General features: G+C 62.4%; 27 protein-coding genes and 2 tRNA genes. 14 read left to right on the top strand and 15 right to left on the bottom strand.

Annotation, left to right across the window (positions count from 1 at the left end):
- Nucleotides 1–41 precede the first annotated feature (41 nt).
- Nucleotides 42–311, top strand: coding sequence for a hypothetical protein (locus V3H18_RS02270; protein ID WP_332080258.1), 270 nt, complete (start codon nt 42–44; stop codon nt 309–311).
- Between the two features lie 142 nt (nt 312–453).
- Nucleotides 454–2,361 carry an AsmA family protein gene (locus V3H18_RS02265; protein WP_332080257.1) on the top strand — a complete coding sequence of 636 codons (1,908 nt, stop codon included), beginning with the start codon at nt 454–456 and terminating at the stop codon, nt 2,359–2,361.
- 47 nt (nt 2,362–2,408) lie between these two features.
- Here V3H18_RS02265 and V3H18_RS02260 read toward each other — a convergent pair whose 3' ends face one another.
- The 4 genes from V3H18_RS02260 to V3H18_RS02245 all read right to left on the bottom strand — a co-directional run bounded on the left by V3H18_RS02260 (nt 2,409) and on the right by V3H18_RS02245 (nt 3,983).
- Nucleotides 2,409–2,699 (bottom strand): hypothetical protein, encoded by a 291-nt coding sequence (locus V3H18_RS02260; protein WP_332080256.1) that lies wholly within the window; start codon nt 2,697–2,699, stop codon nt 2,409–2,411.
- 191 nt (nt 2,700–2,890) lie between these two features.
- Entirely contained in the window at nt 2,891–3,094 is a 204-nt protein-coding gene (locus V3H18_RS02255) for a hypothetical protein (RefSeq protein WP_332080255.1), read from the bottom strand.
- A 184-nt stretch (nt 3,095–3,278) separates the two neighbouring features.
- Nucleotides 3,279–3,824, bottom strand: a complete 546-nt coding sequence (locus V3H18_RS02250) for a DUF992 domain-containing protein (protein ID WP_332080254.1) — start codon at nt 3,822–3,824, stop codon at nt 3,279–3,281.
- 85 nt (nt 3,825–3,909) lie between these two features.
- Nucleotides 3,910–3,983: transfer RNA gene (locus V3H18_RS02245), tRNA-Cys, on the bottom strand.
- A 372-nt stretch (nt 3,984–4,355) separates the two neighbouring features.
- Between V3H18_RS02245 and topA the strand changes: the two genes are divergently transcribed.
- Both topA and rnr read left to right on the top strand, forming a co-directional pair.
- Entirely contained in the window at nt 4,356–7,265 is a 2,910-nt protein-coding gene (gene topA / locus V3H18_RS02240) for a type I DNA topoisomerase (RefSeq protein ID WP_332080253.1), read from the top strand.
- Nucleotides 7,266–7,530: 265 nt separating this feature from the next.
- Nucleotides 7,531–9,810 carry a ribonuclease R gene (gene rnr / locus V3H18_RS02235; RefSeq protein ID WP_332080252.1) on the top strand — a complete coding sequence of 760 codons (2,280 nt, stop codon included), beginning with the start codon at nt 7,531–7,533 and terminating at the stop codon, nt 9,808–9,810.
- 132 nt (nt 9,811–9,942) lie between these two features.
- Here rnr and V3H18_RS02230 read toward each other — a convergent pair whose 3' ends face one another.
- A complete protein-coding gene (locus V3H18_RS02230; RefSeq protein ID WP_332080251.1) occupies nt 9,943–10,926 on the bottom strand; it encodes a TIM44-like domain-containing protein in 984 nt (327 codons plus the stop codon).
- A gap of 301 nt (nt 10,927–11,227) precedes the next feature.
- Between V3H18_RS02230 and V3H18_RS02225 the strand changes: the two genes are divergently transcribed.
- From V3H18_RS02225 to V3H18_RS02210, 4 genes are all read left to right on the top strand, one after another.
- Nucleotides 11,228–12,031 carry a thymidylate synthase gene (locus V3H18_RS02225; protein ID WP_332080250.1) on the top strand — a complete coding sequence of 268 codons (804 nt, stop codon included), beginning with the start codon at nt 11,228–11,230 and terminating at the stop codon, nt 12,029–12,031.
- A 3-nt stretch (nt 12,032–12,034) separates the two neighbouring features.
- Nucleotides 12,035–12,550, top strand: coding sequence for a dihydrofolate reductase (locus tag V3H18_RS02220; protein ID WP_332080249.1), 516 nt, complete (start codon nt 12,035–12,037; stop codon nt 12,548–12,550).
- A 78-nt stretch (nt 12,551–12,628) separates the two neighbouring features.
- Nucleotides 12,629–12,705 (top strand) — tRNA-Pro (locus tag V3H18_RS02215).
- A gap of 458 nt (nt 12,706–13,163) precedes the next feature.
- On the top strand, nt 13,164–14,030 hold the full coding sequence (locus V3H18_RS02210; RefSeq protein ID WP_332080248.1) for a lipase family protein: 867 nt from the start codon (nt 13,164–13,166) through the stop codon (nt 14,028–14,030).
- Between the two features lie 30 nt (nt 14,031–14,060).
- Here the strand turns inward: V3H18_RS02210 and V3H18_RS02205 are convergent, their stop codons facing one another.
- Complete coding sequence (locus tag V3H18_RS02205) at nt 14,061–14,438, bottom strand: low affinity iron permease family protein (RefSeq protein WP_332080247.1); 378 nt, start codon at nt 14,436–14,438, stop codon at nt 14,061–14,063.
- A 338-nt stretch (nt 14,439–14,776) separates the two neighbouring features.
- Here V3H18_RS02205 and V3H18_RS02200 point away from each other — a divergent pair, with 338 nt between their 5' ends.
- The 4 genes from V3H18_RS02200 to V3H18_RS02185 all read left to right on the top strand — a co-directional run bounded on the left by V3H18_RS02200 (nt 14,777) and on the right by V3H18_RS02185 (nt 16,592).
- Nucleotides 14,777–15,061 (top strand): peptidoglycan-binding domain-containing protein, encoded by a 285-nt coding sequence (locus V3H18_RS02200; protein ID WP_332080246.1) that lies wholly within the window; start codon nt 14,777–14,779, stop codon nt 15,059–15,061.
- A 33-nt stretch (nt 15,062–15,094) separates the two neighbouring features.
- Nucleotides 15,095–15,559, top strand: a complete 465-nt coding sequence (locus tag V3H18_RS02195) for a peptidoglycan-binding domain-containing protein (RefSeq protein ID WP_332080245.1) — start codon at nt 15,095–15,097, stop codon at nt 15,557–15,559.
- Between the two features lie 61 nt (nt 15,560–15,620).
- Nucleotides 15,621–16,082: a peptidoglycan-binding domain-containing protein gene (locus V3H18_RS02190; protein ID WP_332080244.1), complete on the top strand. Its 462-nt coding sequence runs from the start codon at nt 15,621–15,623 to the stop codon at nt 16,080–16,082.
- Between the two features lie 63 nt (nt 16,083–16,145).
- Complete coding sequence (locus V3H18_RS02185; RefSeq protein WP_332080243.1) at nt 16,146–16,592, top strand: peptidoglycan-binding domain-containing protein; 447 nt, start codon at nt 16,146–16,148, stop codon at nt 16,590–16,592.
- An 88-nt stretch (nt 16,593–16,680) separates the two neighbouring features.
- On the opposite strand, the gene V3H18_RS16630 is transcribed toward V3H18_RS02185, so the two are convergent.
- From V3H18_RS16630 to V3H18_RS02150, 8 genes are all read right to left on the bottom strand, one after another.
- The gene (locus V3H18_RS16630; RefSeq protein ID WP_408631746.1) at nt 16,681–16,884 is read right to left on the bottom strand and encodes a NepR family anti-sigma factor; all 204 of its coding nucleotides are present in this window, start codon (nt 16,882–16,884) and stop codon (nt 16,681–16,683) included.
- 258 nt (nt 16,885–17,142) lie between these two features.
- Nucleotides 17,143–17,655, bottom strand: a complete 513-nt coding sequence (locus V3H18_RS02180; protein ID WP_332080242.1) for a ferritin-like domain-containing protein — start codon at nt 17,653–17,655, stop codon at nt 17,143–17,145.
- 53 nt (nt 17,656–17,708) lie between these two features.
- Nucleotides 17,709–18,614 carry a 2Fe-2S iron-sulfur cluster-binding protein gene (locus V3H18_RS02175; RefSeq protein ID WP_332080241.1) on the bottom strand — a complete coding sequence of 302 codons (906 nt, stop codon included), beginning with the start codon at nt 18,612–18,614 and terminating at the stop codon, nt 17,709–17,711.
- Nucleotides 18,615–18,889: 275 nt separating this feature from the next.
- Entirely contained in the window at nt 18,890–20,242 is a 1,353-nt protein-coding gene (locus tag V3H18_RS02170; protein ID WP_332080311.1) for an O-linked N-acetylglucosamine transferase, SPINDLY family protein, read from the bottom strand.
- Between the two features lie 172 nt (nt 20,243–20,414).
- The gene (locus V3H18_RS02165; protein WP_332080240.1) at nt 20,415–20,684 is read right to left on the bottom strand and encodes a hypothetical protein; all 270 of its coding nucleotides are present in this window, start codon (nt 20,682–20,684) and stop codon (nt 20,415–20,417) included.
- A 16-nt stretch (nt 20,685–20,700) separates the two neighbouring features.
- Nucleotides 20,701–20,850 carry a hypothetical protein gene (locus tag V3H18_RS02160; RefSeq protein ID WP_332080239.1) on the bottom strand — a complete coding sequence of 50 codons (150 nt, stop codon included), beginning with the start codon at nt 20,848–20,850 and terminating at the stop codon, nt 20,701–20,703.
- 171 nt (nt 20,851–21,021) lie between these two features.
- Nucleotides 21,022–21,171, bottom strand: a complete 150-nt coding sequence (locus tag V3H18_RS02155; RefSeq protein ID WP_332080238.1) for a hypothetical protein — start codon at nt 21,169–21,171, stop codon at nt 21,022–21,024.
- A 176-nt stretch (nt 21,172–21,347) separates the two neighbouring features.
- Nucleotides 21,348–21,560 carry a cold-shock protein gene (locus tag V3H18_RS02150; RefSeq protein WP_332080237.1) on the bottom strand — a complete coding sequence of 71 codons (213 nt, stop codon included), beginning with the start codon at nt 21,558–21,560 and terminating at the stop codon, nt 21,348–21,350.
- A gap of 472 nt (nt 21,561–22,032) precedes the next feature.
- Between V3H18_RS02150 and V3H18_RS02145 the strand changes: the two genes are divergently transcribed.
- Nucleotides 22,033–22,329 carry a hypothetical protein gene (locus tag V3H18_RS02145; RefSeq protein ID WP_332080236.1) on the top strand — a complete coding sequence of 99 codons (297 nt, stop codon included), beginning with the start codon at nt 22,033–22,035 and terminating at the stop codon, nt 22,327–22,329.
- Between the two features lie 143 nt (nt 22,330–22,472).
- Here V3H18_RS02145 and V3H18_RS02140 read toward each other — a convergent pair whose 3' ends face one another.
- A complete protein-coding gene (locus tag V3H18_RS02140; protein WP_332080235.1) occupies nt 22,473–22,955 on the bottom strand; it encodes an ABC transporter permease in 483 nt (160 codons plus the stop codon).
- 409 nt (nt 22,956–23,364) lie between these two features.
- On the opposite strand from V3H18_RS02140, the gene V3H18_RS02135 reads away from it, so the two are divergent.
- A complete protein-coding gene (locus tag V3H18_RS02135) occupies nt 23,365–23,817 on the top strand; it encodes a universal stress protein (RefSeq protein ID WP_332080234.1) in 453 nt (150 codons plus the stop codon).
- Nucleotides 23,818–24,118: the final 301 nt, after the last annotated feature.

Here is a 24,118-nt window from a genome sequence, read left to right as displayed (position 1 = left end):
AACCGATTGATTCACCGGCCTCCGACGCCTATCCTTTTGACATGACGAGTCCCGCCCTCACATTCGACCGGCTTGCTTATATCGACCGGCTTAAGGAAGCCGGCTTCGATGATAGGCAGGCCCGTGCGCAAGCCGACGCATTGGACGCCGCGCTGCGGGAGTCAGTCGCCACGAAGACCGATATCGACCTGCTGCGAGCGGATATCCGGACCGATTTCGCCAATCTGAAGACCGACCTTGCGCGTTGGCTGTTTGGCGCCGTTCTGGCCATCGCCGGAGTGGTTTTCGCGATAGAGAAACTGCTCCGATAGGACCACTGCGTGGATAAGCGGGCGGCCCCGCGCCAATAGCCCGGGCTTGCCGCCCGCCGCATCTTATCCTTCCAACGCCACTTTATTGCCGCGCTTCCCCGAGAAAAGCTCAGAAAGAGACCTGTCCAGGAGCGTCCACGGCTTGCCGTCGCCCAATGTGACCGAAAAGCCTTCTCCCGCCCGCTCGCGCGCCCGCGCCGCCGCGCGCTGGCTGGCGCTCGCGGCCATCGTCTCAGCCGGTCTCATCGGTTTGGAGGCGGCGGTCGCGCCCTGGCTCTTTTCCCCGACCGCCCTCGTCGACGCTATCGCCGTTCAATTGCAGGGCTCTTCCGGCCTTTACGTCTCGGCGCGCGGGCGCGCGCGCTTCTCGCTGCTGCCGCGGCCGACCATCGCAGTCGACAGCGTCTCATTCGCCGACCGCAACGGCGCCCTCTTCATCGATGCCGACGCGCTACGCGGCGACGTCGATCTCCTGCCCCTCGTCGCCGGCCGGCTGAATGTCGCGGCCGTCACGCTGGTCCGTCCGCGCGCGACGCTCAACCTCGACGAGAAGCGGATCGACGCGCCGGGCGCGGCCGCCCGCGCCGCCGCCGCAAAGCCGACGACGCCCCAGGCGGCGGCCGCCGACAAATTGCGTTTTGGCGTGGTCTCCGTGGTCGATGGCGCGGCGCGGATCGCCTATCGCGGCCGCGACTATGCGCTGGACAAGATCGACGCGACGTTCGAGTGGCGGCGCATCGGAGAAGCCGCGACTTTGACGGGCGCCTTCGATTTCGGGGGCGAACGCCTGGAAGCCATGCTCTGGGCGGCGCGTCCGATCGCGCTGCTGCGCGGCGAACAATCCATCGTGGCCGGCCGGCTCGACGGCGAAAGCCTTCGCTTCGACGCGCAGGGGCTGGCGCAGCTTGGCGCCAATGCGCGCTTCGAAGGCCGCATCGGAGCGGCGACGCCTTTCGTGCGTCAGACGCTCGGCCTCTTCGGCCTCCAGCCGCCTTTGCCCGGGCGTTTCGACGACGGCCAATTCTCCGCGGAGGCGACCTTTGGCCCGCAAGAGGCGCAATTCAAGAATGCGCGGATATTCGTCGACGGCAATGAATTCCAGGGCGAACTCGCCTTCCAGACGGAAGACGGGCGCCCCTGCCTGACAGCGAAGCTGAAAAGCGAATTCCTTTCGCTAAGGCCTCTTCTCGTCGACGCGCCGGCGCTGGTCGGCCCCGACGGCCAATGGACCAAGGAGACGTTCGAACTCCCCGATCTTTCCGGGGTCGACGTCGATCTGCATCTCGCCGTCGCCCATGCGCGGCTCGGCCGGCTGAAGCTGGAAGACGCCGCGGTCGCGGTCGCCCTGCGCGACGGCGCGCTTGAACTCGCGATCGACGAAGCTCAGGCCTATCGGGGGAAACTCAAGCTCCGCGCATCCTTCGCGCCGTCTGGGAGCGGGCTCGCCCTGCGCGCCAATGCGCAAGCCTCGGGAGTCGATGCCGGCCCCCTGCTTTGGGACGCATTCGGCAAGCCCGCCTTCTCGGGCGCGCTCGACGCGACGATCGCGCTTAACGCCGAGGGCGACGGCGCGACGGCGCTGATGCGAAGCCTCGACGGCCGCGCCAGCGTCGCCCTCGCGACTGGAGACATCGCGGGCATTGATCTGGAGCGCGCGTTGCGACGCCTGGAGAAACGCCCGCTTTCAAGCGCCCTCGACATTCACGCCGGCCGCTCGACGCTCGATCAGGCCAATGCGACGATCAAGATCGAAAAAGGCGTCGCCGAAATCAACGAGGGCGTCGCGCGCGGTCCGGGCTTCACCCTCGCCTTCGACGGCGTCGCGCGAATCCCCGAACGCGGCCTCGCGTTGAAGGCCCTGGCGCGCGAGGCGGACGACGCCGGCAAGGCGAAGGACAAAGGCGTGAGCATCTCCTTCGACATTTCCGGCGGCTGGGATGAACTGGCCCTGACTTCGGACGCGCAGGCGTTCATTCGCCGCTCCGACGCCGCCGCGCCCCTCTTGCCGCCCGCCGAGCCAATCGGCGACAAGGATTCCACGCTCGAATAGGAGCGAAGGCGGCTTTCCGCGCCGACCGAACGGGCGTTCGCCGCGCGTCAGGCCGGTTCCAGCCGCGCTTCCTCCAGCAGGCTGGTCAATTCGTCGGGAATGTCGAGATAGCGGAAGCGTCTGAGTTCGAAGCCGACTTCGACGAGGCCCCATGGATAGGCATAGATGCTCCAGGGCGAAACCTCCTCGAGGATGACGGCATGGCCGCCGTCGATCGCGCGCACGATGCGGGCGACGGTGTAGATCGCCCCGCGCGTCAGCCCGCACTCTCCATAAGGGCCGTCAGTCGCGTCCACACACACGATCTCGGCGCCTGGAGGCGTATCGCGGCTGATCATGGCGCAACCTCCTGACCCCAGAGCAAGTTCCGAAAAAGTTGACAGACTTTTTCGATCAGAACCTGCTCCGCGATTTCCTTCCGATCAGAGGATTCCGTCTGATCGGAAAGCGCGCCAGGAGAGCCTGGCGCGCATAAGGAATTATGGAGCGAGAAGGCGCCGGGGCCAGAGCGTGCAGAAGCCGCGGCGGCTCACCAGAATTTGAGAAAGCCGAACAGGCCGCTCTTCAGCTTCTTGCGGTCGAGCTGTTTCAGTTCGTCATAGACCTTGCGCGCCGCAACGCGCATCTCGAGCAGCTTCTCGTCGGAGACGTCGAAATCGAGAACGGCGGACTTCAACTCGCGCCGCGCTTGGTCCAGCCGCGCCTGCGCATCCGCAATCAGAGCATGCAACATTTTACTTCCCGGTACGACTCGCAGCCTTGCAGCGACGGCGGGCCGTCGCTCGCGACGCATGGTTTACAGAGGGAGCGGCGCTTTTTTCAACCCGCCGCATGGGGAACGGCGCGTGGGGCGCATGTTCGCGATTTGAGGATTTCGCGAACATGCGTCCCCCGACTCTTCGCGCCGCAGCGCGGAATTAGTGCTTGCCTTTGTGCTTCTTCTTCGACGGCTGAGCCGGGCCTTGATAGGGCGGCGGCGGCGTGATGGGCATATATTGGAGGCTGACATTGCCAATGCCCGCAGACACGTTGAGGCCGGTTCCAAGCGAAACGGAAACCGGCTGCAGGGAGATCGTCTTGTTGGAGCCGCCGACGAGCACGGCGGCGCCAGCGCCCGCGCCGACCGCGACAGAGCCCTCAGCGCCGACATAATCGCCCGAGAGCGCGCCCGGCGCGAGCGTATTTGACGCCGCGACGACGCTCCAGATGAGGAGGCCAGGGCCGCTGATCCCGATATTGGCCCCGACATTGGTCAGGCGGCCGATGTAATGCGCCGGCGGATCGCCCTGAACATCCTGGAAGACGCAGTCCAGCGCCTGATTCTCGATAAGGATCAGGCCGACGCCGCCCGAAACATGGCACTGCAGGGTGCCGACCTGCGCCGTCTGGGCCGCCGCCATCGCCGGGAGGCCGAATAAAAAGGAAGTCGCGCAAAGCATGCGTCCAAGCGAAAATTTCGGCATTTTCCAACTCCAAGGTTCGAGAGCGGTCGTCGGCGCGACCTTGCGGACAATTTACGAAAGCGGCGCGAACGGATGGTCGACGTTATGGAGGCCTCGGAGGGAATCGAACCCCCGTACAAGGATTTGCAGTCCTCTGCGTAGCCACTCCGCCACGAGGCCCAACAGCGGCGCGAACCGCTCGCGCCCGCTCTTACAGGAGGGCGCCATCGCCGGCAAGGGCGCGCGCTTCTGTATAATTTCAATACGCCAGGCCCTCGCGTCAAAAGTCCAGCGGCCGTCAAGACCAAGTTCGACGACAAGGTTCTTGTCGGGGCGGCCTGCCGCGTCGCTCCAAATTGTCGAAGTCGCGTCTGGCGCCGGTTCATGCGCGCGGCGGGGCCGCCTCGATCGCGCCGCACCGGCGTCTTATATTATCGCTCATGACGCGCCTTTCAGCAGGGCCGACAGGCGCCAATTTGACAGGCGGCGGCCAATTTGACCATGTTCCCGCCGCTCGCGCCGGCTAGGCGCCCTTCTCTGGATGTTTCGCGAATGAATGTCGTTATCGTCGAGTCGGCGGCCAAGGCGCAAACGATCAATAAGTATTTAGGAAAAGATTTCAATGTCATAGCCTGCTACGGCCATGTCCGCGACCTCCCCGCCAAGGACGGCTCGGTCGATCCCGAGCAGGACTTCTCCATGGTTTGGGAGATGGACGCCAAGGGCGCCAAGCGCGTCTCGGCCATCGCCGACGCCGTCAAGGGCGCCGACAAGGTCATTCTCGCCACCGACCCCGATCGCGAAGGCGAGGCGATCTCGTGGCACCTGCTCGATATTCTGAATAAGAAGCGCGCGCTCAAGGACAAGAAGATCGAGCGGGTCGTCTTCAACGCCGTCACCAAGGACGCGATCAAGGAGGCGATGGCGCATCCGCGCCAGATCGACCAGGCGCTGGTCGACGCCTATCTCGCGCGGCGCGCGCTCGACTATCTCGTCGGCTTCACCCTGTCGCCGGTGCTCTGGCGCAAGCTCCCCGGCGCGCGCTCGGCGGGCCGCGTGCAGTCGGTGGCGCTGCGCCTCGTCTGCGACCGCGAGCTCGAAATCGAGAAATTCGTCGCGCGCGAATATTGGTCACTCGTCGCCCATCTGAAGACGCAGGCGGGGGAGCCTTTCACGGCGCGGCTCGTGGGCGCGGACGGCAAGAAGATCCAGCGCCTCGACATCGGCGCCGGCCAGGAGGCCGAGGACTTCAAAAAGGCGCTGGAGACGGCGGCCTTCCAGGTGCGCTCCGTCGAGGCGAAGCCCGTCAAGCGCCACCCTTACGCGCCCTTCACCACCTCGACGCTGCAACAGGAGGCCTCGCGCAAGCTTGGCCTCGCGCCGGCCATCACCATGCGCATCGCGCAGCGGCTCTATGAGGGCGTCGACATCGGCGGCGAGACGGCTGGCCTCATTACTTATATGCGCACCGACGGCGTCGACATGGCGCCCGAGGCCGTGACGAGCGTGCGCCGCGTCATCGCCAAGGAATATGGCGAGAAATTCGTGCCTGGCGCGCCGCGCAAATATACCGCCAAGGCGAAAAACGCCCAGGAGGCGCATGAGGCGATCCGCCCGACCGACGCCGCGCGCCTGCCCAAGCAGGTCGCCAAATATCTCGAGCCCGAACAGGCCAAGCTCTATGAACTGATCTGGATCCGCACCATTGCGAGCCAGATGGAGTCGGCCGAGCTCGAACGCACCACGGTCGAGATCGACGCAAAAGTCGGGTCGCGTCTGCTCGACCTGCGGGCCACCGGCCAGGTCGTGCGCTTCCCCGGCTTCCTCGAAGTCTATCAGGAGGGCCGCGACGACGAAGCCGATGAGGACGGCGGCCGCCTGCCGGCGATGGCCAAGGGCGAGCCTTGCGCGCGCGAGAAGATCGACGCGACGCAGCATTTCACCGAGCCGCCGCCGCGCTTCACCGAGGCGACGCTGGTCAAGCGCATGGAGGAGCTGGGGATCGGGCGCCCCTCCACTTACGCCTCGACGCTCGCCGTGCTGCGCGACCGCGACTATGTGCGGCTCGACAAGAAGCGCCTCGTTCCCGAGGACAAGGGCCGGCTCGTCGTCGCCTTTCTCGAAAGCTTCTTCTCGCGCTACGTGGAGTTCGACTTCACCGCGGACCTCGAGGAAAAGCTCGATCTCGTCTCCAATAATGAGATCGATTGGAAACAGGTGCTGCGCGATTTCTGGCGGGATTTCTCCATCGCCGTCGACGGCACGAAGGAGCTGCGCGTCAGCGAGGTGCTCGACAGCCTCAATGAACTGCTCGGCCCGCATATCTTCCCCGCCAAGGAAGACGGAAGCGACCCTCGCCTCTGCCCTTCCTGCAATAATGGGCAGCTTTCGCTCAAGATCGGCAAATTCGGCGCCTTTGTCGGCTGCTCGAACTATCCCGAATGCCGCTATACGCGTACGCTCTCGCCGCCCACGGGCGACGCCGTCGACGCGGCGCGGCCGGGCGTGAAGGTCTTGGGCGTGAACCCCGAGACCGGCGCGGAAGTCACGCTGCGCGACGGGCGCTTTGGCGCCTATGTGCAGGAGGGCGAGCAGGAGGAAGGCGGCGAGAAGCCCAAGCGCGGATCGCTGCCAAAGAACATCCAGCCCGACGAACTCACCTTGCAGCAGGCGCTGGCGCTGCTCTCCCTGCCGCGCGAGGTCGCCAAGCACCCGACGAGCGGCGAGCCGATCATCGCCGGCATCGGCCGCTTCGGCCCCTATGTCCAGCACGGCAAGACCTACGCCAATATCGGCCGCGACGATGATGTGCTCTCGATCGGCGCCAATCGCGCCATCGACCTGATCGTCCAGAAAGAGTCGGGCGGCGGCGGGTCGCGCTTCTCGCGCGGGGGCGCCGAGCCGGCGCGCGTCCTCGGCGATCATCCCGAAGGCGGCGCGGTGAGCGTCAAGGCCGGCCGTTTCGGTCCCTATGTGAGCTGGGGCAAGGTCAACGCCACCATCGCGAAGGGAACCGACCCCGCATCGCTGACGCTGGAGCAAGCGCTGGAGTTGATCGCGACGAAGGCCGCTGGCGGCGGCGCGGCGGGCGGGCGCGTCATCGGCGATCATCCCGACGGCGGCAAGATCACGGTGCGCGCCGGGCGCTTCGGCCCCTATGTGAATTGGGGAAAGATCAACGCCACCCTGCCCAAAGGCGCCTCGCCGGACGAGATAACGCTCGAAGAGGCGCTGCGCTTCATCGAAGCCAAGGGCGGCGCGCCGAAGAAAGCGCCGGCAAAAAAAGCCGCAGCGAAAAAAGCCCCGGCGAAAGCCAAGAAGGAAATCGAAGACAGCGACGAGACGCCCTTCGACGACTCGACGCCTGTGAAGGCGGCGGCGAAGACCGCCGTGAAGAAGGCGACGACGGCCAAAAAGCCGCCCGCGAAAAAGCCCGTAACAAAAAAGACGGCGGCGAAATAGCAAGGCGCTTGGCGCGACGTTTCGATTTCCGCGCCCGCATCCTATATGTGTGACAACGAGTCCGGTCGAAATGCCCGGATGTCATTGCCGACGCGCGCTTTGCGCGCAATCGGGAACCCAGAGTCACGACAAAATCTTGAATGTCGCGCTGGATTCCCGGTCAGGCCTTCGGCCTGCCGGGAATGACATTTGTGCAAACGACTCGACAGGGCTCCCTATGATATGGGCGGCATAGGTCCGCATTTTCCGCTTTTTGAGCGAGTCCTTGACGAAGAAGAACGATAAAATTAAAGGCGCGCCCTCGCGCGAAGACATTCTCAGCTTTCTTTCCCGCGAGAAGGAAGCCGGCGGCCCGCGCAACATCGGCGCGCGCGAGATCGCCCGCGCCTTCGGGGCGACGGGCGCCGATCGCCTCGCGATCAAGCGCATGATCGCCGAACTCTCGGAAGAAGGCGCGATCGAGAAACGTGGCCGGCGCGTGACGCGCAAGGGCGCGCTGCCGCCCGTCGCGCTCGTCGATATCGTTTCGCGCGACCGCGACGGCGAGATGATCGCCGCGCCGGTCGAATGGGACGAGGACGAACTGGGACCAGCGCCGCGCATCCGCATCCATGCCCCGCGCCGCGCCCGGCCCGGCGAGCCTCTGGCGGGCGTCGGCGACCGCGCGCTTGTGCGCGCCGAGCCGGATCGCGACGCCGGACCGAACGAGCCGCCCTATGTCGGGCGCGTCGTGAAGCTGCTCTCGCGCGCGCGGCATCGCGTGCTGGGCGTGCTGCATGTGGCGCCGGACGGCGCCGGGCGCATCGAGCCCATCGACAAGAAACAGGCGGGCCGCGAACTCATCGTCGCGGCGGCGGATGTCGGCGACGGCAAGCACGGCGATCTCGTCTCCGTCGATCTCGTCGGCAAGACGCGCTTTGGCGCGCCTCGCGCCCGCGTGCGCGAGACGCTCGGCTCGGTGACGGGCGAAAAGGCGGTGAGCCTCATCGCGCTGCGCGCCCATGACATTCCCGACGTCTTCCGGGCCGAAGCGACAACCGAGGCAGAACGCGCGCAACCCGCAACGCTCAAAGGCCGCGAGGACTGGCGCGAATTGCCGCTCGTGACGATCGATCCGCCCGACGCCAAGGACCATGACGACGCCGTGCATGCGGCGCCCGATCCTTCGCCCGACAATGAGGGCGGCTTTATTCTCACGGTCGCCATCGCCGATGTCGCGCATTATGTGACGCCGCGCTCGGCGCTCGACCGCGACGCTTTGGAGCGCGGGAACTCCGTCTATTTTCCCGACCGCGTCGTGCCGATGCTGCCCGAGCGCATCTCCAACGATCTCTGCTCGCTGCGCCCGAACGAAGACCGCCCCGCGCTCGCCGTGCGCATGCGCGTCACGAGCAAGGGCCGGAAGATCGGCCACAATTTCCATCGGGTGATGATGCGCTCGCATGCGAAGCTCGCCTATCAGCAGGCGCAGGAGGCGATCGACGGGCGCCCCGACGAGACGACGAAACCTTTATTGAAGGACGTGCTGCGCCCGCTTTATGCGGCGCATGAGGCGCTGCAACACGCGCGCAATCTCCGCGCGCCGCTCGATCTCGATCTGCCGGAGCGCAAAATCCTCTTGAAAAAGGACGGCTCATTCGATCGCGTGATCCTGCCGCCGCGTCTCGAAGCGCATCGGCTGATCGAGGAATTCATGATCCTCGCCAATGTCGCGGCGGCGGAGACGCTGGAAGAACATCGCCAGCAATTGATCTATCGCGCCCATGACGAGCCCTCTCGCGAGAAAGTGTCGGCGCTCGCGGAGTTCCTGTCGACGATCGGCGTCAAATTCGCCAAGGGGCAAGCGCTGCGCCCTTCGCATTTCAACGTGATCCTCGCGCGCGTGAAAGGCCTCGAGCACGAGAACATCGTCAATGAGATCGTTCTGCGCACGCAGGCGCAGGCCGAATATACGCATGAGAATTACGGCCATTTCGGCCTCAATCTGCGCCGCTATGCGCATTTCACCTCGCCCATTCGCCGCTACGCCGATCTCATCGTGCATCGCGCGCTCATTCGCGCCTTGAATTTCGGCGAAGGCGCCATGCCCGACATGGCGGCGGGCGAACTCGCCGAAATCGCCGCGCGCATATCGGCGGCCGAGCGCCGCGCCATGGCGGCGGAGCGCGAAACCGTCGACCGGCTCATCGCGCATCATCTCGCCGATCAGATCGGCGCGCGTTTCGAGGCGCGCATTTCCGGCGTCACGCGCTCGGGCCTCTTCGTGCGCCTCGCCGAGACCGGCGCCGACGGCTTCGTGCCGGCGGCGACGCTGGGGCGCGAATATTTCGCCTATGACGAAGCGGGACATGCGCTCACCTCGCGTTCGGGCGTCAGCTATCGACTCGCGGATGTAATCGAGGTGAAGCTGATCGAGGCCGCGCCTATCGCCGGGGCGCTGCGCTTCGAAGTCGTGAGGGGCGCAGGCGCCGGCGCGCCAGCGCGCGCGGCTAAAAAAATCCGGCCGCCGTCAAAGAAACCGCCGTTAAAGAAGAAGCGGCGATAGACGCGCGCCCGTTTCTTGAATTGACGCATTTTCTACGCCGAACAGGCATCCACTTCGGCGGAAAATGCTCTCGTCTCTCAATAAAAAAGCCCCTCCGTTGCGGGAGGGGCCATATCGTCGTGAGAGCGGCGCTTAGGCGGCCTGCTGGATCGCGGAGAGCTTCCACTCCTGCGGCCCTGCGCCCGCCGGCCGGCGGAAGGTCCAGGCCTCGGTGGTCTCGCTCTGCCCTTCCCAGCCGGGCGCCGGCTTGCCGGTGGCGCGATCGACCATCTCGTCTTTGAGCGAGAAGCGCATGTCGACCGTGGCGTATTCGTCGACGCCCTCGCGCCACGCCTCGGAGAGATCGCCTTGCAAGAGCTTCACGTCCGAGACGCGGTTGACGAGGCCCTTGCGGCGGTTCTGCTCCAATTCGTCGTCGAAATAGGAGGCCATTTCCGGCGTCGACATCCCGCGCAGCGCGCCGATGTCCTCGCGGCTATAGGCGGCCTGCGTTTGGCCGAGCAGGCGCTCGAAGGCGTTGAAGTCCTCGGGCGCGATCTTGATCGGCGTCGCCATCGCCGCCTGCGGCGAGGCGCCGGAGCCGAAGCCCGCCGCCCCGAAAGGCGCGCGCGCCATGAAGGGCGAGGAAAAGCCCGGGCTCGGACGCTGACCCGCGCCCGCCATGGCGGTATTGCGGCGCGTCCACCAGTTGAAGGCGAGGCGCGCCAGGAAGACGATCAGCGCGATTTGCAGCAGCAGGCCGATGATCGACATGAAGCCGCCCATGCCGCCGAGGAAGCCATGGCCCGTCAGCAGGCCGAAAAGGCCGGCGCCGAGCAGGCCGCCGGCGAGACCGCCGAGCAGACCGCGACCGAAGGAGCCGCCGAAGGCGCCCTGTTGCGACATCGGCCCCGCCATGCCCGGCGACGGACGCGGCGCGACGCTGCGCTCGAAGGGCGAGGCCTGTCCCGGCATGGTGCGGGTCGAGGGCGGCGCCGACCAGCTGCGCGAGCCGCGGCTGCCAAAGCTGCCGCCGCCGCCCATGCGCGCCTCGGCCATAGCCGGCGCCAGCGCGAGAAGCGCGGCGAGAGCGAGAGAAATCAGCGATCCGCGCCTTAGCGCGAAGAAACGCGACATTGTTCGTTCCCCTAATCTGCGGAAAGCGCGACGCTTCCCAAGCAAGGCAATATATAGGGGCCGCATGACGCCCCCGCAAAGGCTCGGGGAGAGAATCCGACGCGCCTCGCCCGCGACGGATACCCCTTTCGCCGTTTCGCAAAGCGCCTTCTCAAGAAGGGGTTAGAGAAAGCTTCGCGCCCCGCTTGATCGGGGCGCGCAAGCTGCCCCAGCGCATCGGGCGCGCGCGGAGCAACCCTCCTCTGGGCGATCCGACTTCCCAAGGGATGTATCCCCGCCCTAAACGCGCTACATCCACGACATGCGTCAATATCTCGATCTTCTCGACAAAGCGCTGCGCGAGGGCGTGCGCAAGGAAGACCGCACCGGCACGGGGACGCTGTCGCTCTTTGGCCATCAGATGCGCTTCGACCTCGCCCAGGGCTTTCCGCTGGCGACGACGAAGCGCGTGCATCTGAAATCGGTGATTCACGAGCTGCTGTGGTTCCTGCAGGGCGATACCAACGTCAAATATCTGCGCGACAATGGCGTCACCATTTGGGACGAATGGGCGAATGAAGACGGCGACCTTGGTCCGATCTACGGCATGCAATGGCGGCGCTGGCCTGACGGCGACAGGGATATCGACCAGCTCGCCCATGTCGTCGAGGAGATCAGGCGCAATCCCTTCTCGCGCCGGCTGATCGTCTCCGCCTGGAACCCGGCGCAGATCGACGACATGGCGCTGCCGCCCTGCCATTGCCTGTTCCAGTTTCATGTCGCCGAAATCGACGGAGTGAAACGCCTCTCCTGCCAGCTCTATCAGCGCTCGGCGGATGTTTTCCTCGGCGTGCCGTTCAATATCGCGAGCTATGCGCTGCTCACCCATATGGTCGCGCAGGTCACGGGCTGCGTTCCGGGCGACTTCGTGCACAGCTTCGGCGACGTGCATCTCTATTTGAACCATGTCGAACAGGCGAAGACGCAATTGTCGCGCGAGCCAAAACCCCTGCCCCGCCTGAAGCTCAATCCGGCCGTGACCTCGCTCTTCGATTTCAAATATGAAGACGTCGTCGTCGAGAATTACGACTCCTGGCCGGCGATCGCCGCGCCGATCGCGGTCTGACGCATGAACCCCAAACTCGTCGCGGTCGTCGCGCGCTCCCGCAACAATGTCATCGGGCTCGACAATGGCCTGCCCTGGCGGCTGTCGAGCGACCTCAAGCGCTTCAAGGCGCTCACCATGGGCAAGCCGATGATCATGGGGCGGCGCACCTTCGAATCAATCGGGCGCCCCCTGCCCGGCCGCGCCAGCGTCGTGCTCACCCGCGACCCCGGCTTTACGGCCGAGGGCGCGCATGTCGCGACGAGCCCGGCCGAGGCGCTCGCCACCGCGCGCCGCCTCGCGGACCTGATGGGCGCGGATGAAATCATCATCGCCGGCGGCGGAGAAATTTTCCGCGCCTTCCTCGATCTGACCGATGTGATCGAATTGACGGAAGTGGCGCTCGATACGCCGGGCGACGCGCATTTTCCGCCGCTCGACATGGCGCATTGGCGCGAGGCCGCGCGCGAAAACGGCCTGCGCGGACCAAAGGACGAGGTCGACTTCGCCTATGTGACGCTCAAGCGCCGGAGAGATTAGGCGGCCAGAAAGAGCAGTTGCGGCGCCGGCCGCCTGTGGCTATAAAACGGCCCGAAAGCGGCGTTAGGCCATTTCAATCGGAGTGTAGCGCAGCCTGGTAGCGCACCTCGTTCGGGACGAGGGGGTCGGAGGTTCGAATCCTCTCACTCCGACCAATAACTCAATAACTTAAGACATCAGAACGCTTCGGCGGCCACCACAGCGGCCCCCGACGCGGGCGCGCGATCTGCGTCGACGGGCGCCGCAGATCTCTGCGACGCCGCCGTCGTCGAATGCGGCGGTCGCCTCGCGCCATGACGCGGTTCTTCAGTCTCGACGCGGCGCGCCAACCATGCGAAGCTCGGTGCGACCGTAGTTATACGCATCCTCCCAGTTCGATCGGCAATGGAACGCTGGGCGAGTTTCGTTATGGCCCGCCGGTAGAGCGGATGAATCGGGTGCATCCGGCAAAGCCGGTCGAACGTCGGAGAAAAATCAGTCCGTCACTTACGCAATATTCAATTGGATCCCCGGTGGGCCGGCCGGCAGCAGCTGGCAATTGCCAAACATTGCTGAGCCGATACGCAAATCTAATCAAGTCACATTCATCGTCATTCATCATTAGGAGAGCATTATGACCCTCACGACTTGCCGATCCTCTCAACCGCTAGACTTTGGCGCCTCATCTCAGCAAACCTTCAAAGTCTGCACATTTCTCGTGAATGTGCTCAGCCATATGTACGACCAGTGGGTAAAGGCCGGCTCGCCGCTCAATTTCGATTGGCGCCCGGAGAACGCTTGCCCCATCACCAAAGATTTCAAGGTGGAAGACTATAATTTCGGTCAGCTTATCTGGAGCACCTTCACGCTCGAAATCAAAAAAACGGTCACCGAACCTTTCGGCTGCCTCGTTAAATCCAAGATCGACGGCAGCCTTTTTCTTGTCTTCCGGGGCAGTAAGAGTTTGGACGACTTTCTTGTCGACGCTGAATTCAAACCGGTCGCCTATAGCGCGCCTACCCCCAATCCCCCTCCCGGCATGTTCGTCGCGAGAGGCTGGTATGCGGTGTTTAACGGACTTGTCAAAGCGTTGGACGCCGAGCTCAAAACAATTGGCGGCAGACCTCTCATCGTCACCGGCCATAGTCTTGGCTCGGCGCTCGCCACTCTTGCCGTGCCGCTGGCGGTTTCTCACAATGTTGCGGCGCTGCACTACAATTCGGCGAGTCCAAAGGTTGGACTACAATCTTTCGGGGATTATTACGCAAGCTTAAAGGTCGTGACCTTCCGCCTAGTGAATACGGCCGACACCGTACCCAATCTTCCGCCACAAAGCAGCGGGGCCTATGTTCCTGTCGGCGCTGAGGTCGCCTTCAACGCCGACTATGGCGCCGAGAAAAAAACTCACAATCCGTGTTGCAGCTACGCCTACGCCATCTACAATCCAAAAGCGCCATGCAATCAAGACTTCGATTCCTGCGCCCCTAGCCAAGACTCATAAAATTCCGGGCGCCCATGCGGCGCGCGACTTTTACTCCGCCGCATTTCGCTCGCCGGACGGCTCCTGCGCGCGTTGAAGGCATTTTTCGCGCAACGCCTCCAGCTCTTCCTCGCTCAGCCGCTCGATGCCGATGTATCGGTTGGCGGCGAGGCTGGTGCGTATGAGCTCGTCGAGCTTGGCCTGAATCGCGGCAGAATCTCTATTTTGACTATTCTGGATTAAGAAAACCATGAGAAAGGTCAGGATCGTCGTAGAGGTGTTGATGATCAATTGCCAGGTGTCGGAGTAATCGAACATAGGCCCCGTCGCGGCCCACAGCAGCACTGCGACAAGAGCGATCATGAAAGCGGACGCATGGCCGCACCAGTAAGCGGCGGCCGTCGCAAAGCGCGTGAAGAAGTCGTTCATGTGCGAGCCCCGGATAACGAAAGGCGCAATATAAACTCCACGTTGCGCTGGATGTTCCGCGCCGACGCCGCCTCGCGGCGCGCAACCCCGAAGACGGGCTTCTTAACCGGGCTATTGGAGCGCGAAGAGCGCATGGCGGATCGCGCCAAGTAGAGGCTTGGATCGCAGCGCGGCGTCTGGTCTCGCGATACGACGCGGATCGTAGCGGACAGGGAAAAACACAATCACGCGCCATTTCCGTCAAGCCTCACCAATTTGCATGATCACAGCCGCGCTGAGCGGCCTAAGCTGTGTCAGCGGCTAATGAGCGGCGCGCAAATAAGAGGACTGCGAAAATCATGACGCAGGTCGCAGTGAATATGAAAACAATCGACCTCCGGAAAGCTGAAGTTCAGCCAGTCGCAGGCGATGACGTCAAGACGCTGCAAGCGTTGCTGAATCTCTTCCTCACCGCCGGCGATGTCGGCGAGGATGGCAGTCCGATCGCGCCGCTGATTTTGGACGGGACAGCCGGCAAGAATACCAAGCAGGCGCTGCTCGCCTTCCAAACGGCGGCCCATCTCGCAACGGACGCCATCGTGGGCCCGCTGACCTGGAGAAAGCTCATCGAGCAGGAATTCTAAACGCGAGCAATCGATGAACGAGGGAAACGCGACATGCCTGCGACGATCAAGTTAGGCGATAGCGGAGATGACGTGAAGCGACTTCAACGGGTCTTCGCGCGCAACAAGGTCTTGGGGCCGGACGACGTAGATGGAGTCTTTGGACCACGCACGGAACAGGCCGTGAAGGATTTCCAGCAATCGAACGCGCTGGCGGCGGACGGCGTCGTCGGCCCGGTCACATGGAGCCATGTCCATCCATATCGCGAGGCGTCGCCGACGCTTCAGGCCGGAGCCGTTGGGCCCGTGGTGGCCATGCTGCAGCGCGTGCTCAAGACCGGTTTCGGTCACGCCGGCGCGATCGACGGCGTTTTTGGCCCCGCTACCGAGAACGTGGTTCGTCAGTATCAGAAGAACTCCGGTCTTCCAATGACCGGGATCATGGACGAGCGGACCTGGATGGCTCCCGCAGGCGCCGCCGGCGCGACGCTCGAGAGCCTTTCCGGTCTTATCCTTTAACCTTCGCGCACGCCGAAGACTCATCGATTTTTACGCCCATTGACATCGCAGGGAGTCATCCATGTCTGGCGGCATAAGCCCTTGGCCCGTAGTCCAAACCGGCTCGAAGGAGCATCCCGTCAAGACGCTGCAATATCTGCTTCGAGCGCGGGGACATAACGCAGTCGTCGACGGCGCGTTCGGCGCCAAGACGGAAGCTGCGGTTAAAGCGTTTCAGGCAAGCCAGGGGCTGACGGCGGACGGGATTGTCGGACCTAAGACCTGGACGGCTCTTGTCGTGGAGGTAAAAAAAGGCAGTCAAGGCGATGCCGTAAGGGGAGTGCAAGAAGAGTTTCAATTCCGCAACCTGTCTGGCGATCCGAGCAAGGGACCGCAGATCGATGGGATTTTCGGACCGGTGACAGACGCGTCGGTTCGCGGTTTTCAGCAAGCGCTTTCGCTCGACATTCCTTCCGTGAAGGTGGACGGGATCGTTGGTCCAGTTACTTGGCAAGCTCTGGTGAGCGGCATGCTTTCTTTTTAGCGACCGCTTCAACGCGGTCATTTCGCAAGATCGTACTCATGTTTTTTGGCAGGAGAGCGCGTTATGGCGGAACCGATACTGAAGCAAGGGTCTAACGATCCCGCTGTGCGCGACCTGCAAGAAGCGCTCAAAGCTCTCGGATATGACGTCGGTCCAGTTGATGGAGTCTTCGGGGCGAAAACTGAGAGCGCAGTCAAGAAATTTCAGCAGGCGAAAGAGATCGCGGTCGACGGCGTTGTTGGCAGAATCACGTGGATCAACATCGATGAAGCTGATCAAAGCCACCCGGCGCTGAAGATCGGCTCGGCCGGCCTCCCCGTCCGGCGTCTGCAAAGCCGTATGAGCGCAGTCGGATACAACACCGGCGGAGTCGACGGGCGCTTCGACGCCGTGACTGAAGCTGCAGTCAAAAAATTACAGCAGGATTTTCACCTCAGCATAGACGGCGTCGTAGGCGCGCAGACTTGGCAAGTCGTCGACGCCCTGGAGAATGAAGGCGGCGTCAGCTGATCTGGGTCGGGCTAACGCTCGTCATCGACGCCTGCCGATCAGAACGGCGGATGCTGAAGCATTCCCTAGAGAACGGCGATAGCTTTTCTCAACGCATTGTCCTCCTCGAGAAGAGGCCCGGCGTCGAGGGATCGCTCGACTCGTAATGCAAGGCTTTGTCCATTTGTAGCTTGTCCAAGAGCGCGAGCATCATTTCGGGAAGCGGCTCACGAAGAACCTCATCATAATGTTCTCGGAGCTGTTTCCCGACTTCGTCGGCGACCTTCTGAGATGGCGATGGAACCGCACTCATTTTGATATTTCCTACCTCAACAGCGCCCCTAAAACAGGGTCGGTTCGGGTTGAGGCCGGATTGTGGGCGAACATGGCGCGGATCGCCCGCGACCAGGGATTTGTAAATTTTATGGTAAATTTAATCTAACGGCGGCAGGCGCAATGCGCCTTCGTTCGCGAAAACGAAGCGGCCCCCGCTCTGCGCCAAGCGCGTCGTGCTTCCAACTCAGCGCGTCACAACAAAGCGTCGCAGCTTCCTGTGGCGTTCGCGGAGAATTTATCTCGCTTGGTTAGTTGGGGCGCCGAGATTTAATTCTTCGACCGGCAGAGCCTCTCCGGCTTTGTGCGCCGCAAGCCAATAGTGAAGTTGGGCCACATGGCCGCTTTCCTCGGCGACGAACTCCGCCGCAAGCGCCTTGATCTCGGGATCGGCGGTCGTATCGCGAATGTCCCGATAATATTCAAGCCCTGCGGTTTCCGCGTCGAGCGCGATCTCAAGAGCCTGCTCGCGCCCGATGAATGGATCGGCGGCCCAGATCGCCGCCGTCTCCGGACTTTCAAACCCGCGCCAAACGAAATCCTCGGGTTTCATCTCGGGAACGTCGCGAAATCCTGATCTGGCTCGCGACGTCGCCAAGTGCAATCTGGAATAATCCGCCAAGCGGCGAAACAGCTTTCCGACCTCGCGATTGCCACACGATTCCATGGCGTCGGCCAATTGGTCGTAGCGGATCGCGGCTTCCTGCTCGAGTTTGGTGGCGTAAGCAAGAAATTCCTCGACTGATTGCATGCCCGATTCCCTGCTTACCGTCATGGCGCTCAGTTCCGCCCTTCGCATTTCCCTCAAGCGCTCCCGCCCACAGGCGAATGCTTCATATCCCATTCCTCCCGCGTGACCCAAGCTTCAAGAATTTTGACATGTTCGGCTTCTTCTTTGACGAACTCCTTGGCCATCGCCGCGACTTCGGGCGTGTTGGTGGTCGCGGCGGCGGCGCAGTAGAATTCGTAACCCCGCCGCTCGCCCTGCAGCGCCGCCTTCAACGCGTCGAGCCGCGAGAGCGAGGGATCGGCCGCCCAAACAGACGCGCGTTCGGGCGTCGTGTGATCGGGCCAGACATAATCCGGCGGAACGTGCTTTGTGACGTCGATCGAGCCGGCGCGCGATTTCGCTTCAGCGAGATGAAGGCGCGAGAAGCCGCCAAGCTGACGAAACAGCGCCGCGGCGCGTTCGTTTCCGCAGTCATCCATCGCCGCAGCGAGTTGCTCGTAATGGACGGCGGCGTCCTCTTCGACTTTCACCGCATAGCCGAGAAATTCGTCCACCGAGCCGATTTTTATTCCCCCGGTGTAGCGGCTGGCGGCATGCGTGATATGCGGCCCTTGAGGCGGGAGAGTCTGATCGCCTTCGAAAGTGACCAATATCTCTTCGTTGCGCACGAAGTATTGGCAAGCCAGCCGATAGTGCGGCGGCATGTCGTTAACCTCCGCGTCGGTTACTTCCGCCTTGGTGATCTTGCCGAGCTGTTTCAGCAATTCCTTTTCCTTCTCGGTCAAGGCGATCGCATATTTGTTGCGGCTGAGGTGCTGCACCTCGACAAGACAGGAGCCGCACTCGCCGTCTTGGCAATCGAAGGGAATGGGAATCTTGTGAGCTTTGGCCACCGCCAGCAGCGTCCCGCGGTCGCCCGCGACGGCGTACACCGTAACGTCCTTTGACATCACTGGAGAGGAGAAGGTTACATTGGCCATGGATTTCCTCCTACTTTTTTGTTTTCTTTCAAAACGCCCACAAGTTGGGGTTTTGCGACGGGACCAAACGAAGGATGTCCGCCCGCGATATTATGCGTTGTGACAAAGGCTACGACAGCGCCGCCATCCGATCCAGTGGACAATAAGACGCGGATTGTAGCGGACGGCGATGGAAGGCGGAAGCTATAATGACGCTCTAAACATCAGAAAACAGGTTATAAAACAACGGTAGAGGCTAAGTTAGCGCAAGCTCGCGCCGACCGTTCTGCAATTGCTCAAAAGGCGTGAGGCCTAGGGGTCCGGGCCCAAATAGCGGCGGGCTGCAGATCCGCCACGCGTCGCAGCCACATCGTCTCGTAGAGATTTTCCAACGCGAGCGTATAAGCCGCCACGTCAAACAGCGGCGCGGTGAAGCGATCCTGTTGAAGCCTCGCCTTGAAGGTCTCAAGTCTTGTCGGATCGGCGGCGAGCGACGAGGCGATGTCGAAGTAATCCTGCTCGCCGCAGGCGATGAGCTCCGGCAATCCGACCGCGCGCAGCAGACTGCCGGCGACGCGCGACGGAAAGGTTTCTCCCGGATTCGTGACGATGGGAACGCCCGCCCAAAGCGCGTCGCTCGCTGTTGTGTGCGCGCCATAGGGAGCCGTGTCGAGGACGAGGTCGGCGAGCTGCAAGCGACCAAGATGGCCTTCCTGACCCATGTCGGGCGCGAAGACGAGACGGCTTCCGGCGATCCCGCGACTGAGCGCCTCTCCTTTGAGATTGCCTTCCGCATATTCCGACCGCAACAACCAGAGCACGCTATCCGTCGTCGCTCCAAGCAAGCGACACCATGAGTCGAAGACGTCCGGCGTCAGCTTGAAAGCTTGATTGAAGCAACAAAAAACGAAGCCCGTCTCCGGCAGGCCGACGTCGGCGCGGCTGGGCTTTGGGCCGATCGTCCCCTTGCGCCCCCGCGGCTGGTAGGAGTTCGGCATATAGGCGAAGGATTCGGAATAATCCGCGGCGCTCGCCAATGGCGTCACGAAAGGGTCGGTGATGATGTAATCGCAAATTCCGGCTCCGAGCGTTCCCGGATAGCCGAGATAATTCACCTGCACCGGCGCTGGGCGCAGCATGAGGATCCCGGTCCGGGCGCCTTGGGTGTAGCCTTTGAGATCCACCAATATATCGATGCCGGCCTGATGGATGGCGCAGGCCGCGTCGACGTCCGTGATCGCGGAAAGGTCGTGAAATACGTCGACGGCGCTGCGAATTCGGCCGCGCATCAGTTTTCCGTCGTCGGCGCCATATGAAAAGGCGTGAACTTCGAAATGCGCGCGATCATGCGCTTCCAGCATTTCGATCAACAGCAGCGCGGTCGCATGGTCATGAAAATCGCTCGACAGATATCCGACGCGGATTTTCTCTCGGGACGCCAAGTCGAAACGAAAGTCGAGACGTTCGCGCTTGATCCGGCTAGCCGCCAGACGATCTCTCGTCCACAGTTCGGAACAGGCGAACTGCTCGCGCGCGGACATGCCCGGTTCGGCGAGGAGCAGGAATGGCGGGAGCTTGTCCGCTTCGTTCCGCGCCAGGAGCGCGCGCATGTGAGGAGCCGAATCGGTAAAATGCTCCCACTCACACATAGAGCGACTGCGATTCAATGACTTCATGGCGCATGTCCGACCGAGGAGGCCGTTTCTGTCGTCGGGACGCCGTGAGGATCGCAGCTCGAGATCAGGCGGATTTATTCAGCAATTATCGTGCCCCGCCTCATTCTTATTCGAATGCGAGATAAAAGCTTTTCGCTGTGACGGGTCACGCATTATGCGTGCGCGCCTTTATCGACCGCCGGCGCAAGGGATAGGCGGCGCTATCGTAAAGCGGACGAATCTCGCGGCCGAAAAAATGCTGCTCATTCACTTCCAGCGAACAACTGTCGAGCGCCGCTGGCGCGAGTTCTTCGACGGCGTATTGAATAGCGTCGGCCGCTCGGGGAAAACGCCTAAAAACTAGCGATTTGCCCCTCGATTTCGGGGTCTTGGAGAAAAAGAGCGCGGCCTCTATCCGATAGTCGTTCGCGTCCATCGTCCGACTCCTGAATTTATAGGAACTGGTCGTCCTGCGCGGCGCGCGCCAGAGTGGATTCGCCAGCAACCCGCTCCTGTCCATCGCGATCTCTTTTGATCCGATATTGCAGCCCCGAGCCTCCGTCGGGCAGATGGCCCGTTACGCGAAACAAGTCCATGCTCATTTGCGCGCCGAACTTTTGAATCACGCGACCGCCAATGGGAAATTTATGCGTCAGCGGTTGCACTCTTTGGCGAACGCGTCGTCTTGCGTCGTTATCATTCGTCATGTGGAGACGCTCCTCATTGGATCGGCGGCCGCGGTCCTGATGCGGCCGGCGCGGCCGTATCCCCTGTCACTTCCGACGCTTTGCTTCGATTTCGCGGGACTGGAGCTTTTCCACCGTCAGCCAGGACGAGCCCTTATCCGTCGCCGCCACGTCATGCGGCTTGTCTTTTTTGGGCTTTTTTACTTCACGATTACCGCGCCGTTGGCCTTTGGCCATGTCGGTGTCCTCGTTATGAACGGGCGACGCTCCGGATTCGCGACGGCGTCGCCCCGCATAGCGTCAAGAGAGCCGTTCGAACTCTCCAAATAGAAATTGACGAAAAGAAAATTGGCTGTCGCCCCTGGCGGGCGCCGGCGAATCCGCCAACGACGCGTCAGGGGCGAAAACGGCTATTAGGCCGCGACCTGCAACTGGTCCGCAGACGATTTGCCGCTGCGCTGATCGACGACGATCTCGTAATTGATCTTCTGGCCTTCCGCGAGGCCATGCAGGCCCGCGCGCTCAACCGCGCTGATATGGACGAAGACGTCGGCGCCGCCCGATTCCGGCTGAATGAAGCCGAAGCCTTTTTGGGCGTTGAACCATTTTACGATGCCGGTTTGCATGACATGTCCTTTCAAGAACAAGTTTTCGACGCCACACGGAATTGCAGGGCGCTCGAGGATCGAAGTTCTGGAGAGGAAGTCAGGAGCCGACCGCCCAAGGGCGAGAAAGCAAGATCGTTCGGCCGAAGTTCGATAAAGGATAGATAGGAGGATATTACGCGAATTACAAGATATCTTTCCTGCAAGCAGCCGCGTCGATTGGTGCGGCGGATTAAAGCGCTCTCGCCATATCCGCGCTTTGGCTTGCGCCGTAGGGGGACGCGCAAGCGTCAGCAGGGCTGACATCGCGCGAGCTTCAGGACGAAAAGCCAAACTTCCTCCTCTTCAAATCGAAGGCTTGGCCAGCGACAGGCTTGAGCCTCAACAATCGAGATAAAAGTAAATCCAATAAAGAGATTGTTTTCGTTGCGAGCGACGCCATGTCGTGAATAGACTTCACGGGCGGCAAGCGCGAGCCGAAGGAGCGGCGGCGATGACCGAAAAAGCGACGACCCGATTTGCATCATCGGCGTGGTGGGCTGAACACCCCCAAACCAATCTGGTCATTGTGCATGCGATTCTTTCGCTTTCCAGCGATGATCGGACGCCGGAATCGATTTGGCGCAGCCCGACGCGCGCCGAATGGCGGCAAGTCGCCGAACTCGCCGCTGAGTATAGCGACGACGGCGATTTCTCATTTATGGGCGATCAAATGGCCTGGCGCATCCTGTCCACGGCTTTTCGGGGAGACGCGCCTTCATGCCCCGTCTTCAGGAACAGTTCCTCTTAAATCGCTTTGCGCCGGAAGCCGCCGTCGGCGGTCAGCGCTTAGCGCCGAAAAGACGCGAGACCCGCTCAAATATAAAACGCCCCGCCGCGAAAGCGCGTACGGGGCGTCGTGAGCGGCTTGAAAAACCGGCGCGGGCGCGCGGCTTATTCGCCCGGGACGTTTAATTTAACGGGGAGCTGCGCGCGGATCGCTTCCACGACTCTCTGCATCGCGGTTTCCGCGTCGTCGGCGCGGCGCATCGAGACGGCCAATTCCTCTTCCCGCGCGGCCAGTCGCGATTGCAGCAATTCAAGCTCATTGCGCGTCTGCTCCACGGCCGCGCTCAACTCTTCAACCTGGGACTCGGCCAGCCGCAGCGCCGTCTCGGCGCGATCGGCGCGAGCCTCGGCGCGCTCCAGTTTCTCCTTTACGGCAGTAGCGACATTGCGGGCGCGCGCCACCGCCTGAGCCGATTCTCGCTCAAGCTCCCGGATCGCCGCCGCCGCTTCCGAAACCAGACCGAGCGCGGCCGCGGCGTCATCGCTTTCGCCGCCGGGCTGGCGCGTCAAGTCGCCTGCCGGCGCCGGAACGGCGTCGCCGCGAGGGACGATTTCGTCCAGCACCTGGTCAAGATTGAGTGCATCCATTGCCTTGCCTCCAGCCATCGCGCCCGCCCTCCTCCTTTTGGTCGAGCGTCGTCATATAGACCTTTCTTGGCTCAAGAATCCGGCCAAAAGTCGACATAATCACAAAAAATCATTGAGGTATGCAACGACTGCTCTTGTAAGCTCCTAACGGATAAGAAGAATCGTTAAAAAAAAGCTAATGCGCCGTTCTCAAGCGCCCCCGCCTTTTTTTGCATAAGCGCCTCACAATCACGGCGCCCCGCATTGCCGGAGAGCAAAGTCTCCTCAGATAGGCTTTAGCGGGCTTTTCCGATCCGACGGAATTGTCTGATCGATCAGAGATCGCGCCAAATCATTGAGCTGGAGCAACTTCTAATCGAAAGTCGATCAACTTTTTCGGAACTTGCTGTGCGGCGGCGAAGGAGGACTCATGCTTAAGAGAATCCTGCTCCCGATCGATCTCACAGACGCGGCGATGACCAAATGGGCGCTGGAGGAGGCGGCTCCTTTGGCGCGGGCCTTCGACGGCGAATTGCGGCTCGTCAATGTGCAGTCGCTCGTGCCGATCACGCTTATGGACTACGTCCCGGACGATTTCGATAAGGAAATTCGCGCCGGTCTGGAAAAGGAGCTCGCGGCCGTCGCGGCGCAAATAGACTATCCGCCCGAACGGGTTTCAACGGTCGTGGTCTTTGGGCCGGTGTATCAGCACGTTCTGGCGGAAGCGGAGAACTGGGGCGCCGATGTGATCATATTGGGATCGCACCGGCCGGGAATGGACCGCTTTCTTATCGGCTCCAACGCCGGCGTCATCGTCCGGCACGCCAAATGTTCGGTGCTCGTCGTCCGCCATCAAAGCGCGACGCAGACGCGCATCACTTGAACCAGACGTAGACGATGGAAAAAGCGATGGCGAGGCCAAAGCCGATCAGAGCGTTGCGCAGAAAGCCGCCGCCGAATTCATCCATTTCCCGCCCCTCCGACGCCGCGCGCACAATCTGGCGCAGGCCGCGCGGCGTGGCAATAGGCGCGAGCCTTGACGCCGTCGCGCGTCGGCAAGAGAGAGACGGCCACGCCCGCGCGACGTAAAATTGAGCATCGCCGCATCGCGCCCATCCAGGCGCTCGGCGACAGCCGTTTGCGGCGCCTTCTCTCTCGCCTCGCCACAATCTCGCTATATATTC

Source organism: Methylocystis borbori (assembly GCF_036576025.1).
GTDB lineage: Bacteria > Pseudomonadota > Alphaproteobacteria > Rhizobiales > Beijerinckiaceae > Methylocystis > Methylocystis borbori.
Note: the sequence above shows the minus strand (reverse complement) of the source record. Positions and strands in the feature narration are given on the sequence as shown.

What these genes read in the sequence shown, in the direction of transcription:
- V3H18_RS02270 (WP_332080258.1), top strand. Translation starts at nt 42, where the DNA reads ATGACGAGTCCCGCCCTCACATTCGACCGGCTTGCTTATATCGACCGG.
- V3H18_RS02260 (WP_332080256.1), bottom strand. Translation starts at nt 2,699, where the DNA reads ATGATCAGCCGCGATACGCCTCCAGGCGCCGAGATCGTGTGTGTGGAC.
- V3H18_RS02255 (WP_332080255.1), bottom strand. Translation starts at nt 3,094, where the DNA reads ATGTTGCATGCTCTGATTGCGGATGCGCAGGCGCGGCTGGACCAAGCG.
- V3H18_RS02250 (WP_332080254.1), bottom strand. Translation starts at nt 3,824, where the DNA reads ATGCCGAAATTTTCGCTTGGACGCATGCTTTGCGCGACTTCCTTTTTA.
- topA (WP_332080253.1), top strand. Translation starts at nt 4,356, where the DNA reads ATGAATGTCGTTATCGTCGAGTCGGCGGCCAAGGCGCAAACGATCAAT.
- V3H18_RS02230 (WP_332080251.1), bottom strand. Translation starts at nt 10,926, where the DNA reads ATGTCGCGTTTCTTCGCGCTAAGGCGCGGATCGCTGATTTCTCTCGCT.
- V3H18_RS02225 (WP_332080250.1), top strand. Translation starts at nt 11,228, where the DNA reads ATGCGTCAATATCTCGATCTTCTCGACAAAGCGCTGCGCGAGGGCGTG.
- V3H18_RS02220 (WP_332080249.1), top strand. Translation starts at nt 12,035, where the DNA reads ATGAACCCCAAACTCGTCGCGGTCGTCGCGCGCTCCCGCAACAATGTC.
- V3H18_RS02210 (WP_332080248.1), top strand. Translation starts at nt 13,164, where the DNA reads ATGACCCTCACGACTTGCCGATCCTCTCAACCGCTAGACTTTGGCGCC.
- V3H18_RS02205 (WP_332080247.1), bottom strand. Translation starts at nt 14,438, where the DNA reads ATGAACGACTTCTTCACGCGCTTTGCGACGGCCGCCGCTTACTGGTGC.
- V3H18_RS02200 (WP_332080246.1), top strand. Translation starts at nt 14,777, where the DNA reads ATGACGCAGGTCGCAGTGAATATGAAAACAATCGACCTCCGGAAAGCT.
- V3H18_RS02195 (WP_332080245.1), top strand. Translation starts at nt 15,095, where the DNA reads ATGCCTGCGACGATCAAGTTAGGCGATAGCGGAGATGACGTGAAGCGA.
- V3H18_RS02190 (WP_332080244.1), top strand. Translation starts at nt 15,621, where the DNA reads ATGTCTGGCGGCATAAGCCCTTGGCCCGTAGTCCAAACCGGCTCGAAG.
- V3H18_RS02185 (WP_332080243.1), top strand. Translation starts at nt 16,146, where the DNA reads ATGGCGGAACCGATACTGAAGCAAGGGTCTAACGATCCCGCTGTGCGC.
- V3H18_RS16630 (WP_408631746.1), bottom strand. Translation starts at nt 16,884, where the DNA reads ATGAGTGCGGTTCCATCGCCATCTCAGAAGGTCGCCGACGAAGTCGGG.
- V3H18_RS02180 (WP_332080242.1), bottom strand. Translation starts at nt 17,655, where the DNA reads ATGCAATCAGTCGAGGAATTTCTTGCTTACGCCACCAAACTCGAGCAG.
- V3H18_RS02175 (WP_332080241.1), bottom strand. Translation starts at nt 18,614, where the DNA reads ATGGCCAATGTAACCTTCTCCTCTCCAGTGATGTCAAAGGACGTTACG.
- V3H18_RS02170 (WP_332080311.1), bottom strand. Translation starts at nt 20,242, where the DNA reads ATGTGTGAGTGGGAGCATTTTACCGATTCGGCTCCTCACATGCGCGCG.
- V3H18_RS02165 (WP_332080240.1), bottom strand. Translation starts at nt 20,684, where the DNA reads ATGGACGCGAACGACTATCGGATAGAGGCCGCGCTCTTTTTCTCCAAG.
- V3H18_RS02160 (WP_332080239.1), bottom strand. Translation starts at nt 20,850, where the DNA reads ATGAGCATGGACTTGTTTCGCGTAACGGGCCATCTGCCCGACGGAGGC.
- V3H18_RS02155 (WP_332080238.1), bottom strand. Translation starts at nt 21,171, where the DNA reads ATGGCCAAAGGCCAACGGCGCGGTAATCGTGAAGTAAAAAAGCCCAAA.
- V3H18_RS02150 (WP_332080237.1), bottom strand. Translation starts at nt 21,560, where the DNA reads ATGCAAACCGGCATCGTAAAATGGTTCAACGCCCAAAAAGGCTTCGGC.
- V3H18_RS02145 (WP_332080236.1), top strand. Translation starts at nt 22,033, where the DNA reads ATGACCGAAAAAGCGACGACCCGATTTGCATCATCGGCGTGGTGGGCT.
- V3H18_RS02140 (WP_332080235.1), bottom strand. Translation starts at nt 22,955, where the DNA reads ATGGATGCACTCAATCTTGACCAGGTGCTGGACGAAATCGTCCCTCGC.
- V3H18_RS02135 (WP_332080234.1), top strand. Translation starts at nt 23,365, where the DNA reads ATGCTTAAGAGAATCCTGCTCCCGATCGATCTCACAGACGCGGCGATG.